This window comes from Paenibacillus sp. CFBP 13594 (genome assembly GCF_014842675.1).
In the GTDB taxonomy this organism is placed as follows: domain Bacteria; phylum Bacillota; class Bacilli; order Paenibacillales; family Paenibacillaceae; genus Paenibacillus; species Paenibacillus amylolyticus_B.
This window is the reverse complement of the sequence record NZ_JACYVQ010000007.1, coordinates 290931-305271: the sequence shown is the minus strand read 5'-3', so window position 1 is coordinate 305271 and position 14341 is coordinate 290931. Positions and strand designations below refer to the sequence as shown.

The 14341-nt window shown below is 42.4% G+C and carries 7 protein-coding genes; all 7 read right to left on the bottom strand.

Translation table 11 applies throughout. The features are described 5' to 3' along the window. Positions 1-19 precede the first annotated feature (19 nt). The 7 genes from IFU39_RS22875 to IFU39_RS22845 all read right to left on the bottom strand — a co-directional run bounded on the left by IFU39_RS22875 (position 20) and on the right by IFU39_RS22845 (position 14280). Positions 20-3646 carry an S-layer homology domain-containing protein gene (locus IFU39_RS22875; protein ID WP_192135000.1) on the bottom strand — a complete coding sequence of 1209 codons (3627 nt, stop codon included), beginning with the start codon at positions 3644-3646 and terminating at the stop codon, positions 20-22. A gap of 518 nt (positions 3647-4164) precedes the next feature. Next, positions 4165-4506 carry a hypothetical protein gene (locus IFU39_RS22870; protein WP_036612519.1) on the bottom strand — a complete coding sequence of 114 codons (342 nt, stop codon included), beginning with the start codon at positions 4504-4506 and terminating at the stop codon, positions 4165-4167. Positions 4507-4712: 206 nt separating this feature from the next. Continuing rightward, on the bottom strand, positions 4713-8666 hold the full coding sequence (locus IFU39_RS22865; RefSeq protein ID WP_192134999.1) for an S-layer homology domain-containing protein: 3954 nt from the start codon (positions 8664-8666) through the stop codon (positions 4713-4715). Positions 8667-8830: 164 nt separating this feature from the next. Then, the gene (locus IFU39_RS22860; protein ID WP_036667762.1) at positions 8831-9958 is read right to left on the bottom strand and encodes a glycosyltransferase family 4 protein; all 1128 of its coding nucleotides are present in this window, start codon (positions 9956-9958) and stop codon (positions 8831-8833) included. Between the two features lie 374 nt (positions 9959-10332). Continuing rightward, positions 10333-11094, bottom strand: coding sequence for a WecB/TagA/CpsF family glycosyltransferase (locus tag IFU39_RS22855; RefSeq protein ID WP_192134997.1), 762 nt, complete (start codon positions 11092-11094; stop codon positions 10333-10335). A 7-nt stretch (positions 11095-11101) separates the two neighbouring features. Next, positions 11102-12283, bottom strand: a complete 1182-nt coding sequence (gene csaB / locus IFU39_RS22850; RefSeq protein ID WP_127549046.1) for a polysaccharide pyruvyl transferase CsaB — start codon at positions 12281-12283, stop codon at positions 11102-11104. Beyond that, positions 12259-14280 carry a DUF5693 family protein gene (locus tag IFU39_RS22845; RefSeq protein WP_133386091.1) on the bottom strand — a complete coding sequence of 674 codons (2022 nt, stop codon included), beginning with the start codon at positions 14278-14280 and terminating at the stop codon, positions 12259-12261. Before IFU39_RS22845 ends, csaB begins: the two co-directional genes overlap by 25 nt. Between the last annotated feature and the right edge of the window lie 61 nt (positions 14281-14341).

Sequence of the window (14341 nt, the reverse complement as noted above, 5' to 3'; positions counted from 1 at the left end):
TTTTTTACCAATAACAATTTTAGTTTGCAGAAATTGTTACTTGAACTGGTTTGTCAGTAGCTTGAACGGTAGCTGTAAATTTAACTTCATTGGATGAAGAAGATACAGTAAATCCGTTAAGTTGTCCAGCGAATACATCAGAAATTTTAGCTGCGACTACGCCAGCAGAATCACCAGCTTTAACAGAGATAGTTTTCACAACAGTGTTAGTTCCATCAGTAAATGTAACTTTGTTGCTTCCATCTCTTGTAGCTCCAGTTACTTGAACTGTTACAACTTGTGCCACACCCGTAACTGCTGCAACACCAGGAGTTACTGTTGTTGCATTAGCTTGAGTCACGCCTACAGCTGTATCATCTTTTAGAGTAAGGGTTACAGTTTTATTAGCTACTTTCTCTGCAGATGTCAACACAACTTTGTTAGTTGTTGCAGTAGCATTAAAACCAGCAATGTTCAAAGCACTTGCAACTTTTGTTGCTACAGCTGCAGAATCATCAGCCAGAGCTACTGCTACTTGTTGATTAACAACTGTGCCGTTAACATCACCAGTAACAATTACAAAACCTGCAGTAGTGATATTAGCGTTAACTGGCAAGTCAACCGCTTGATTAGCACCTGTTACTTGAGCAGCACCGTTAGTTGTTGTTGCTGCTGGTGCAGTAGTAGCTACACCTGTTGGTTGAGCTGCTTCATTAGCAGTAGTTTTGTAAACACTTGATTTAGCTGCTTTTTTATCTGTACCTACTGTACGGATAAATGTTGCACCTTCATCTTTCACTTGTACAGAGAACTCTTGGTTGTAAGTTACAGAAGGGTCAATTGTTACAATAACATTTTTACCCTCAACTGTTGTTTGATAGTCATTGATTGGATCAAGTTTTGGAGTGTTCTCTTCGCCAAGTTTCTTAATTACCAAATCAGTTGCAACAGATGCTTGGTTTGCAGTTTCCAGTTGTTCAGTGAAAGGAATTACAAATTTCTTACCTGTTTGAACAATAACTTTGTTGGATGGCAATGCACTTTCGTCAACTCGAGGCGCAACAACACCTACTGGAGTTTCAATCACATAACCAATTTTGTATCCTGCATAAGACTGGATAGAGTTGTTACGCACAGTTTCAACATCAACCGCACCACTAAGATCAGAAGTAGACTTCAGAGTTACAACATTGTCTTTTACAGTTACAGTAGATGGAATTTCACCATTCAAAGTAAAGTCATTTCTAGTAGCATTAGAGATTGCTTTATTGAAAGTGACTTCAACTGTTTTAGCATCTTTCAATACTACAGAGTTCAAAGTAAGATCAGCAACTGCGAGTGGAGCATCAACTCCACCAACTACTTGGTTAGCTTTAGCTTTCAATCCAACAATGTTAATTGCTTGAACAGATTCAGCTCCACCAAATTTAATAGTTGTTCCATCAATTGTTTGTGGGAAAACAAGAATAACTGATTTTCCACTGTTATCTACATTGATTTGTACATCATTCGGCAAAGACAATTTTTGTGCTGTAGAGTTGTCTTTTTTGAATGTGTAGTAGTAGTTAGCACGATTGTTCAAAGTTGCCAAGTCTACTTCTTTATCGAAAGTCAAAGCAACACGTCTAGTATCATTGTTAGCATCAATACCGAAACTTTCCAGTTGCGGAGCTTGACTATCGCTAGCTACGAAAGTACCTTCATAAGTTACCAAGGTATTACGCAAAGCTGTAGTATCTTGAACATCTGCTACTTTAAGGCTATGAGTCCCTTTAAGGTCAGTACTGTAGAATTCTACATAGAACACTTTATTGTCGGATCCACCTGCAGCTTTAACGGACTTAACAGGAATTACATCATTACCTTTTTTAACAGTGTAATATTTAGCATCTGCCGCAGTAACAGACTTATCGAAACGAACAGTCAAACGAAGACCTTCAACTGTTGGGCCGTAAGTTGTTTCAAGCACACGTGGTTGAACCAAATCAACGCTTGCAGTAACTTTGTGCTCTTTAGTAGCATTAGCGTTACCGGAGTAGTCTTTAACTTCTACAAACAAAGTAGTTTCGTATCCTGGCAGACGGTTTTCAGTGAAATCAACTTCATATACGTTACCAGAGATTTGAGTTGCTTTACCTACTTTTTTCGTATCGCCAGACTTCCAGTAGAAGCTCTCATTAGATACGCTTTGTGGATCGATTTCTTCATCAAAAGTAACAGTTACTTTTTCCAAAGTAGCAGAAACTTCAGTCACTTTAGGACCTTCAGTATCAGCAGCTACAGTGAAATCAGTTGTTGCTGCCAAAGATTTCAAACCAGCATAATCTTCAATCAGTGAAGTTGTAAGTTTATGCGCACCTTCGGAGATCGAACCTGTGTAATCACGCAGGATCACTTCGCGTTGGTTAGCACCTTGAGTTACAGATCCAACAAAAGCTTTTTCATCCAATTGGAAGTTGCTGCTTGTTGGAGATTTAACCGGCTCAGAGAAAGTTACTTTGATAACTTTAGTTCCCAGAGCTTTAACTTCTGTTACTGTAGGCAGTACATTATCAGAAGATGTGAAGGAAACTTCACCTTGTGGCACTACAGTACCTGTAGAAGATTTCACATTTTTAACTACTACTTTGTAAGTAGTACCTTGTGTGAATTGACTGGATTCGTTCAACAACAGGCGAGCTGTTTTACCATCAGCCAACAAAGTGATGGATTTGATTCCTTTGGAATTGCTGTCCACTGTGTAGTTAGCTTTGTCAGTTGCAGTAGCTTTGTCTACTTTACCGTCAAAAGCAACTTCTACTTCTTTCAGGTTAGTGGAAGTAGCGGATTGTACTTTAGTTGCAGCTTCTACAACATAAGTAACTTTTTCAGTGAAGTTCTTATCTTTGTAAGTAAATTTCACTTCAGTTTCTTTGTTAGCTTCAAGAGCTTTATCCAAAGTAACTTTTACAGTTTCGCCGTCGCTGATTTTGAATTCAACAACTTTTCCACCTTCAGTTACTGTGTAAGAAGATACTTTCAAGCTTTGCGCTTGGTCAATTGAGTAAGCAGCGCCTACAAGCAATTCACGGGAAGCGTTAGCTGTGAAGTTAGTGTTTGCATCAACCAGACCAGCGTTGATTGCTGCTTGAACATAACCTTTAGCCCAAGCTGGAGCAGTGTTGTTTGTTTCAGCTGGGATTTCAAGATCCAATGCACGAGTCAGGATTGTAGCCATCTCGGACACAGTCACTTTACCGTTGAAGTCGAAGATTTTCTTCTCAACGTTTTTACCTTCCATGATACCAGCAGCTGTTACTGCTTCGATGTAAGGTACAGCCCAGTTTTTAGCTGTGTAGTTTTTGTCAGTGTAAGAAAGAGTTCCAGTGATCTCTTTCAGACCCAGCAATTTAGTGATAACTTTTGCAAACTCAGCGCGAGTCATGTCTTTGTCAAGACCTGCTGTACCATCCGGATAACCGTTGAAGATACCTTTTGCTTTCAATGCATCAAACTGTTGTTGCGGGGAAACTGCTGTGTCACCGAATGCTACAGATGCAAACATTGAGAATGCCATTGCTGTAGACAATGCTACGGATAAAATTTTCTTCATAACCTTTTTTTCTCCTCCTTGGGCGTTCATAACATTTGAATTTTCTTTTTTAATAGGGTCGCTCGTATTCCTCATATATTGTTGCACCCCCTTTCCAGAGTTGTGAGCAAGTTAATATAAATGATGTCTGTGAGCATATCACAGAAACTTGTAAACTAGTTTGTAAATCAGAATCACACGTAAATAGAGTAGTTTCCTAATCCTACCTTACGTATTATACAATGGGTCTCTCGTGCCGTAAAGCAATTTTTTCTAAAAAATAGACAAGATTCTTCACGAGGTCATTCTTGGTAACAGGCCCAATGTTTTCGACTCTACACTTTAAACGCAGTAGATTTCAAAAAGTTGCGGATTGCACAAAAAAAGTTTTGATTTTTTTTATGTATAGGTACAGTGCGGGTATTGAAGCCATTCAAAACCTTTTCAAACCGTTGATACAGCAGTGAATCTGGAATTGTGATCTCTGGTTTACCTGTGCTACCAACGTTTATTTATACCCGCAACTTCAGCCCATGAAGCGACAAAATTCACAAAAAATAAAATAAAAAAGCACCCCTATTGGGATGCTTTTCCTGCATTTCTGGAAATATAAGTTATTTAATCTTCATCGCGAGTTCAATGATTTGAGCACGCATATTTGGATCACTATTCAATCTCAGATACATATCGTCAATTGGTTGTCTGTTCTCACGGTACGTTTTCTCATGCTTCATCGTTGTGTGAGACCATTCAATCAACTCATTCTCAGCCAGAACCAGATTGTTATACGCATCATGGAAGCCAGTGGACTGTACAAGCCCTTCCATAACTTCCTGAGAGATCTCCTGAGTCTTGCGTGTATCTTCCAACTTTTTCTCCAGAATGACTGCCTGCTTCTCAAACTGTGTCTTTGCCTTCATGTAGCCCAGCTGGGCTTTCGAATAAATCGGTTTCATTAGCTAACTTCACCCTCTAGATCATTGTGTATTTACCGTTATTGTATCTTAAACTCTAGCAAATTACAAAAATAGTTATTGGTAAAAGTTCTGTTTCTTCTATTATAAAAGTACTCTATGTCAATTCATTGACAGCCATGAAAAGGACCTGCCCCTTTAGAGTAAGGGACAGGTCCTTCCTAAATTGATTCCATGTATCAAATGAATTAACTCAAGGTTTTAGGGAATAGACCTGTGCTCTTTTTGAGCAATTCCACAGCAATCTTCGCCGCTTCCGCGCGAGTCATGTTCCCTTTTGGATTGAATTGATATGAAGGTTTCTTAGCTCCCGGAACAGTCACAGGGCTTCCTTCCATGATCTTCGCTTTTGTCACTGCTTGTACAGCTGGACGAGCATAATACTCAATTGAAGATGAATCCAGGAACGACTTACCTAGCGCTGAAGATAACTTGCTATCATTGGCCGCAAGTTTCGCGTTCATTGCACGTGCAATCATAACAGCCGCTTCTTCTCTGGAAACTGGTAATTGTGGCTGGAAGAATCCATCACTGCGTCCTTGTACAATCCCCACACGCGCTGCTGTCTCAATGGCTTCATAGCTCCAAATCTCAGCTCCAGTGCCTTTCCCTACGTCACTGAACGTTTGTTTGGTTGGATTTATCAATGGAATATCCATTCCCTTAACCAACAATGTTGCGAATTCCCCACGTGTTGTTTGATCATCTGCACCGAATGAATTACTCTTCAACGGCTTCATCAGCCCTTTGGAATACATCGCATTTAGTACATTTCTTGCCCATGGATGATTCGTGATATCCGAATAACTTCTGCTCTGCTTCATGACTTTGTAATAACCAAACTCATTAAACGGTACAGTAATCGTATGCTTCTTCGTATCTACTTTACCACCGATGGATACCCAGTTACCTGGATTTGTTTTATCTGAGTATTTGTAAACCGTAATCGTAGACCCTACATCATCTACAATAGATGGATCATAATTCAGAGTTAATGTTCCCCGCTGTGAAGGTGTCAGGATACGTTCTGCAGCATAATTAGTAAATGTCCCTTCTACGCTATAAGGAGCTAGACCGTTTGTACCAGGTTTGTATCCATTGTCGCTTTTGTTACCTAGCTCTCCTAAGCCACCATTGATCCAGTAGATATCCGAAATCAGTGCAAAATCACCTGTACTTAAAGTAGATGCGAAATTACCAGAAATCGTTGGAGACACTTGTATTGGTGTTTTTTGAACATTTGTACCTCTTTCATCCGAATCAACGCCGATTGAATTTCCATAATCATTAATTCGCTCTACAATACCTTTTGCTGGTTCTGCAATACCAAACAAAAGTTTGTTGTTAGGATAAAATTTCGTGATTCCTATCGAGTTCTCCGACTGAAGAACCGTCCCTTTAGGGAAGGACAACGTTAATTCTTTATTGAACACCGTGTATTTATTGGCTACTTTAGGAGCCATATACTGCGAATCTGTTGTAACCGCACTGGTGTAATACACAGTTACCGTATCATTCGTAGTCCCACCAGCACGCGTAATGCTAATCTTGATTTTGTTTTCTTTGTCGGCCTTCAATCCCACATAATCCAGTATGAAACGATTGTTATAGTCAGGCCGTTTAACCGCTGCTTCTTTACCAATAAGAACCTCCGTTGCTCCCTCTGCCTCGATATCGAACCGGATAAAGTTTTTATTTACGACAATTTGATTACCTACTGTTGGCTGAGGCGCAACAATTCGATAGGACGCAGGTTCACGGACAATCTCGATTCTCTGTGTAGAGCGGGCACCTGTACTATTAATTAATTCGAGTGTATAAACTTGGGTTCCCGGTGCATCGAACTTCAAACCGCGAATCCTCGCAATAAACTGATCTTCATTACCCGCAAAGTCAGAGCCAGTTGTTTCTCCTCCAACTGATCCACTGTTGATGATATCCAGAACCGGTGTTGTATTAACGGTTTTGCTGAAGATCACTTTTGATCCAGATGTCACATTAATGTTCTGTGCACCACTACCTCGGAATACCAAATCATATTCTTTTTCACTTGTTACGTATTTGTTATCTTTGAATACAAAGTCTGGAGTGACGGCAAAGATTTTAGTCAGTTCATCTTCAGAATATGTCGATACTGTGTTTTTATCAAAAACACTTCTGGAGTCTTTAGGAATCAATGTAGGCATGAATGTAGAAATCGTTGAATTATTCGTATCCACTACATTAATTTTCAAAATCGTGGATATCGTTCTCGGTAGCCCACCCGCATCTTCTTCAATAGCCCGTATTTCGATAGTGTTCTCTCCATAATAGATAGGACCATTTCTCTGAATCGGTAGACTGAAGTTGAAGTCTTTAGTTTTAGGGAAAGCAAGAACCGGATCTTTCACCATACTTACATCTGTCGTTGCCTTTAATTGACCATTTACAATCAACTCAGCCTTGAGATCAGTCAAGGACTTAAAACCAAGTAGTTCCCCTTTAAGAGTCAGGTTTTGTGTGCCTTTAGATGAGTCAAATGTATATGTTCTACCATTCTGTAGGCTCTCTACATAGATCGAACTGATTGTAGCATAAGTCAGCTCAACAACTTTTGAGAGTTCTGGTGAAACATTCGTTCCAAATGAGAAGCGGATCTGTTGTTTACCGCTCGCAAGCTTCTTAATAACGTATACTTTTTGATTGGACTCTAAGCCACTAGCAGCCGGAGTGCCAGTATATTCTGTAATATCAAGCTCATTAGCCCCTGAAGGCAGATATACAGCTTTTAGCGTCTTTGTGATTGGTCTGCTGGACTCAACTAATATAAATACTTCATCATCCTGCAACATTGTTCCGTTAATTGGAACCTTGGAGTCGATAACTCCACCCTTGTAATTAGGTAGGTAGTAAATGTTAGTAATATCCTGTGCATCCGATGAATATACGTAATTCGCTGCATATTCTGCACTGAATGTTCCTTGGGTTACGTTAACTTTAAGGATTTGATTTTTCGCTATTATGGAACCATCAGGTGTTAAATCATAGGTTGGAACCCCTTGAAACTTAACCATTCTGTATTTCACAGATTTCCCGTCGGGACCTGTAATTAGTTTCTCTTCAGTTACTGTAACATCATAATCGTCAAAGGTTGTTTTTCCTCCAGGCTGTATTGTTACTTTTCCATCTGTAGCAAAATTATTACTACCTTCCTCATACGGAATCAATACTTCACCAGATAATGTTGCAGTTGTCTTATCTGGATCTGTGAACGTTGCCGGTTCGCTTCTGCTCAATACCGATTTCGTCTCACTACCGATATTTACATTAAGTTGAACGAACGGCTTAGTTTTATCAAAATAATAAACCACACGCTCTGTTTCGATCTGATTTGCTTCACTTACAATTTTGAACTTCAATATATTTTTTCCTGGCAACAATTTCATTTGTGCCGCAAAAAAGCTTCCATCTGGCCGTACAGGTGTATCAATGTCGTCCTTACCATTAACAGACACGATAACTTGAGTTGCATTCTTCACATTACCTTGAAAATCCACCCGTTCTGTGTCAACTACAGTCTCTGTACCTTCATTTAAATTGTAAGCTACACTACCTCCCTCAGCTGAAGGATCTGTGAAAAGAGTGAAATTTTCAATAAATGGGGCAGGATCATACAAAACATAGAATGTGTCTGAGCTTTCCACGGTACTCTGTCCTTGTGTCCCGATAAATGTAACTTTGTTAAATCCGGAAAACAAACCTACACTATTTGCTGTAAAACGATTGTTACCATTGTCAGTTATTGCAGTCGTAGTCGTGCGTGTTTCATCAACTTTCCATTCTTGGACAGCTCCAGTCTGAGCAAGATTCAACTGCTCCACCTTCACTTTAAGCGATGTTCCATTAACCATAGCAAATGTGCCTGTTATCGTTAATGATGACGTTGGGCTTTTATACACATTATCCCGAGTGATAAACTCACCTTTGTTAGAAACTAACGAAAGTCTAGAGCTTTCACGAATCGTTCGATCGGATGGCGTAAAATAAGTCGTAAATGAATCCGCAGCCGAAGCAACGGACCCACCGAATAGACCCTGTGGGAACAATGAGAACACCATGGTGACCAACATGATCCAGACCAACGGCCGTTTCTTTTGTTGCATTAAATATCATCTCTCCTCTTTTAAGTCAGTTACCTTTATATATCGGCAAAAAGATCCAATTATTTAGTAAAAATCTCAAAATAAACAAAAAACCTTATCCACAAGGGATAAGGTTGGGTCTGGAATAATATTCAAGAATAGCTATAACCATTACATTTATCTATTTATGATTTCGAACGGGTCTCCGGATTCAGCTTGACGCGCATGCGCATCAGGAAGTTAATAACCGGTCTTCTCGTCTTGCTAACAAGCCCGATAACTTCTGCCCCCACCTGGAGGAAGAACATCATGATACAGATGACCACAAACGTTACCCAGTTCGCTTCAAACATGGCAGCGGAAGATTGGATAATGGCCAGAACTCCGAAGAACGCGGCAATTCCGTATATGATCAGTACCGTCTGACGGTGACTGAATCCAAGTTCACGCAAGCAGTGATGCAGGTGACCTTTATCCGGTGCGAAAATCGGTTTCCGTTGTACCGCACGACGGATAATCGCGAAGAAGGTATCCGAGAGCGGCACACCGATAATGATCAGCGGTGTAATAAAGGACACGATAGCAATTTGTTTGAATCCCAGCATGGACAGCATTGCCAGAGAGAAACCAAGGAATAGTGATCCGGTATCCCCCATGAAGATCTTGGCCGGGTGGAAGTTGAAGAATAGGAATCCGATAATACTACCCAGCAATACAAGACACATCAAGGCAATCATCATGTTACCCATGAGGAATGACATTACGGCAATGGTACCAATTGCAATACCAGATACACCGGCTGCCAGACCATCCAGACCATCAATCAGGTTAATCGCATTCGTTACACCAACGATCCAGAAGATCGTCAGCGGTATGGATACCCAAGCTTCGAGTGAAGAGTAGGAATCCTGAAACGGAATGTTAACGAAATCTACCCGGATATTAAATCCGAATACAACGACAGAAGCAGCAACGATCTGACCAAGCAGCTTCACTTTGGCCGATAGTTCAAACCGATCATCGAGTGCGCCGATCAGTACAATAATTGTTCCACCAATCAGAAACGCGCTGACAAAACTCATATCCCGAGTCGTGAACCATGCCGATACAAACGGAAGCAATGCAGCAACTGTAATAATAAAGGCCAGGAATATCCCCAGACCACCAAGACGAGGCATGATCCGTGTGTGTACTTTACGTGCATTCGGCGTATCCATTGCGCCAATGCGGACTGCGAACTTTTTGACAAGTGGTGTCAGGGCAAGAGCCAGTCCCATTGACACGATAAATCCAATGATAAAGATCGCTACCATTTGAACATTCGACCCCCAATTATAATACCTGTACGAAATTATAAATCCCCTGATCTCTTTTTATATATAAAAAATTATTTGTTAGTCACTTTTGATGAAAAATTTTGTTACACGATAACGGAGAGTACAAGGAAAACTAGAGAAGTGTAACGTTCGCATTTATCACCGGATTTCATCCTTTGGAAAAGGATAAAAGGAAATCTGGGGATAACGGCGATCGACAGGTTGCCTTGCAATCGTAGTGCCAAGTGTAACGCTTCTGTTTTCATGGAGTGGCACACATGTAATCCGGAATGAATTATACGCTCATCACACCCGAAAAGCCATCCTCAATTTCTAGCAAAAACACGCATTTATCTCGCAATTACCTGTTTTTAACGGACTTTCGTCACGTTTTCTTTGTCACGCATCACCTTAACAGCGAATTTCGGAAGCGCAAGCATCCGGCCAGCCCGGCTTGGTTCACGCAATAAGCGATAAAACCACTCCAGTCTTAACTTTTGAAACAGGACAGGCGCACGTTTAGTTTTACCCGAAATCACATCAAAGCTTCCGCCAACGCCCATGGTTACGGGAACCTGCAGTGCATCTTTGTGCTTGTGAATCCACGGTTCTTGGGTCTCCGCCCCACGTGCTACAAACAACAGATCAGGTGCCGCTTCCCGAATGGAAGCGATGACCTGTTCATCCTCAGCCGGACCAAAATAACCGTCGCGATAACCCACAATTCGAATCGCCGGATATTGCTGTTGTAACCGAACTGCCGTTTCTTGAATCACCTCAGGGGTGGAACCCAGCAGATATACGCCCCATCGATAGTTTTCTCCAACACGCAGCAATTCATGTAAAAGCTCAAAACCCGGCACTCGCTCAGCTACAGGATCTCCACAATAGTTCGCAGCCCATACGACACCTGTTCCATCAGGAACAATCAATTCCGCAGCTTGCATGACTTCCATAATTGCGGGATTTTCCAATGCGGCCATAACCATAATGGGGTTGGCTGTGATGACCTGATGTGGTGTCTGCTTGGACAGCACAGCTTCCTGGAGAACCTTTACCGTTTCTTTCATCGTCAGTTTGGAAAAAGGAATGCCGTAGATCGAAACGGTAGGTATTGATCCGGTCTGACTCATCTTTATCTCATCCTTTGCGGCCTAAATAGTTAATAATCTGCTGTGCAGGCACTCTGGCTTCCTGCTTCAGTTGGGTGATGCCTTCTTCATGTTCCTTCAACCACTGTGAACGTTGATCCAGCAGTCCAACAACAGTCTTGGCGAGTTTATCTCCATCGAGTGTATCCGTATTTCCTGCTGGTTCACTGTCCAGACGAAGCAGGAATTGATCAATTTTCGGATCATACGAGATACCCACCGGAGGCACATATTGCGAAGCTGCATAGATCAGACTGTGCAGACGCATACCGATGACGAGATCACACTTGCTGACTTCCTCCAGCATAAGCTGAGGATCGGTCAGATCTTCTGTGATGCTAATCTCGCTGCCTTTGCTGGTCACATCACCTAGCATTTCCATAAGGAATCGTGATGCCTGTTCATCAACTGGCAGATGAAATGGCAGAAAACGCAAGTGCATCGCTCTTTTGGAGCACAGCTTTTTTAATCCTGCTGCAATAGCTGTAAGTTCCTTCCGGTCTGACTCCCAAAAACGTACCGAAACGCCGATCACAGGAAGCTTGGTATGTCCTCCAGTTGAAGGTTCCACTCGATTAGCTTGAGTAGTAGCATTTGCTGAGACAGCACCTACGCCCCTCTCAACTTTTGTTTCAGGTAATGGCAAACCCATTACGGGGTCGGGTACAACATGGATCTGATTCCACTGTAACCCGAGCCCACGCAGGTAATCTGCAGATTGTTCATCCCGAACGGATACATAGGTGCAGGCCTTAAAGACCGATTTGATCATCGGATTGAAAATTTTACGATTCACTGGGCCAATCCCCTGTGCATAGATAAACGTTGGTTTTTTCAGCCACTGGGCCAGCTTGATTACACCCAGATAATAAGGAATGGATTTCAGTCCAGTTGCATCCTGCAATAGACTTCCTCCGCCACTGATTAACCCGTCGCTCTCCTTGAGCGCTTCACGGACTTCCTTCAATTTCATACGATGCACGGAGCGTACACCGTACATGGCGGTTGTTGACTCGGGATCACCCGAGAGAACAATAGGTTCAATGGTTATGTTCGACCTTTGGCTTTCCTCTTCCAGCGCTGTCAAAATCGACTTTAGCACCGCTTCGTCTCCGCTATTGCGGAATCCGTAATACCCCGAGATGACTAACTTTTGAGAAGTGGTGACCATTTTTTCCAACATCCTTCCGCTACTTGCCACACACCCACAGCAATGATACCGAAGATTAAGCCAAGTCCCAATCCCATCACTCCACGAATGAGTGACAATACAGCCGGCGTATGGATATGCGCGAACGTATCCACCATGGACAACTGTCCAATCGCTGCAATAATGAGCACAAAGATGACTTTACGATATTTTAAAGCGGCGAACACGCCAACGATAAACAGCGGGTGTCCCAGCATAAATTCTTTGAATCTCGGACGTACACCGAACGTATCTTCCAACACAACACGTAGGAACATCTCGAATGGTGTAACCGAACCCGAGTTGCCTGTACGACTCAAATAGTAATATCCAACAACGGCAGCAACAAGTCCCAGTACTACCATTACAACGGTAATCGGTGTACGAAGAATATTCTTAATTTGTTTAATAGAGAACGATCCCGAACCCCGGTAAAACACAATATAGATCGCCACCAGTGCCATAGGCGCAAAGTGCAACAGACTCACGCCGCGGAACTGGTTAATCACCAGACTGTACGTAATACTGTTAAGCAATGCGATGACAAAAGGTACCGCCAGAAATGACAGAATCGAAGTTCTTACATATAAAACTAACGTTTGTTTCAAACGACGACCCGCGGATGCGTCGGGTTGACGCTGTTGCTGATAGTTCACTGTACGAACGGCCAGCACCATCGCTATGGTCGGCGCGGCGATTGCCACAAGCAAGGCAATTCCTTGCTCCAGCAGCGTTGGTTTCAAAAGGAACAATCCTGCACTGCCCACCAAAGCGACCACAAATGCGATCAAAGTCAGTAGTGGGATAAAATAAGAAACCATAAGTGCAATCATGGCAATTGCACCAACAAGAGCAACCAGCTTGGCATAACGCTGAATCGAAGAATCCTTAACTGTAAATGCTTCAGCTTGTCCTAACTCGAATCCATGCTTCGCCATGCGTTCTACCGCATGACCCGGCTCACCTAAGCTATTGATCAGATTCTCAATTGGATCTGTAATCATGGCCTTTGCTGTATTCCGGCTTGGCGATGCATTCATATAGAGCATACGAATATTGCGATCCTTGGTTGCGAGAACAAAACGGTCAGCAATTGTGTCTACGTCCAGATTGGCATCTCCATCACTAAGGGAGTACAGACGCGTAACGTTGTAATCCGTTTTATATGCAAGGGTCTGGAATCCAGACTGCGGTTTCTTCAAGTTCTCAATGGCTGCAAGACCAATATTGTGCTTGTTCAGCAACTGTGCAAATTGGTCGAGACTTTTCATCTCTGCATTATCATTGTACCCTTTCACAGCATCACCATCAAACAAGATGCGCTTTACGCCATTCTCTTCGAAGAAGGTAAGCAAGCGCTCCATCGATTCCTGGCTGTATGGCACACTGTCCGAGATCCGCGGCAAAATGTAGAACCCTTTATCACGTAGCATCTTCACGGCAACCGGATCGGGCTGCAAAGGCTGCATGTTGGCATTCTCCGGAGGAGTCTGCAATATTAAGCCGCTACGACCTTCATATTCCCAAGGCACTACCGGAATCTGCCGATCAGCGAACGTTTGTTCAATAATAGGGGTATACGTCTGTGCGTTTTCCTCCGATGTAAATAACACATACGTGTAATTCGCATTAGAAGGGATCACATCTTTGGTCAGGTTCGCGAGATCCTGGCCGTTATATACCATTAGTCGGCGTGTCTTTCTCAGCTCGTCCAATGTACTTTCGAACACAGCCATCGTTGTTACGCCTGCGTCTTTTAGACGAGTCAATTGTTCATTCATGAAATCTTGCGGATGTGCCTGATAGGCGGAAATATCCAGCAGACCTCGATAGTTGAAGACAAGCTCCACCTTTTTGGCAGAAGATTCTGTCTGCACCCGATCACTGATTACAGGGATGGACGCGACCAGACCGATAATAACGACGAGCCACAACCACTTCCGAGAAGCGTTATTCCAATAAAGCCATTTTTGACGCACTACATGTACCTCCTCAAGTGTTGGAACCAAATGCACGTTCAGCTCAAGTAATTCGTTCATT

What these genes read in the sequence shown, in the direction of transcription:
- IFU39_RS22875 (WP_192135000.1), bottom strand. Translation starts at nt 3,646, where the DNA reads ATGAGGAATACGAGCGACCCTATTAAAAAAGAAAATTCAAATGTTATG.
- IFU39_RS22870 (WP_036612519.1), bottom strand. Translation starts at nt 4,506, where the DNA reads ATGAAACCGATTTATTCGAAAGCCCAGCTGGGCTACATGAAGGCAAAG.
- IFU39_RS22865 (WP_192134999.1), bottom strand. Translation starts at nt 8,666, where the DNA reads ATGCAACAAAAGAAACGGCCGTTGGTCTGGATCATGTTGGTCACCATG.
- IFU39_RS22860 (WP_036667762.1), bottom strand. Translation starts at nt 9,958, where the DNA reads ATGGTAGCGATCTTTATCATTGGATTTATCGTGTCAATGGGACTGGCT.
- IFU39_RS22855 (WP_192134997.1), bottom strand. Translation starts at nt 11,094, where the DNA reads ATGAGTCAGACCGGATCAATACCTACCGTTTCGATCTACGGCATTCCT.
- csaB (WP_127549046.1), bottom strand. Translation starts at nt 12,283, where the DNA reads ATGGTCACCACTTCTCAAAAGTTAGTCATCTCGGGGTATTACGGATTC.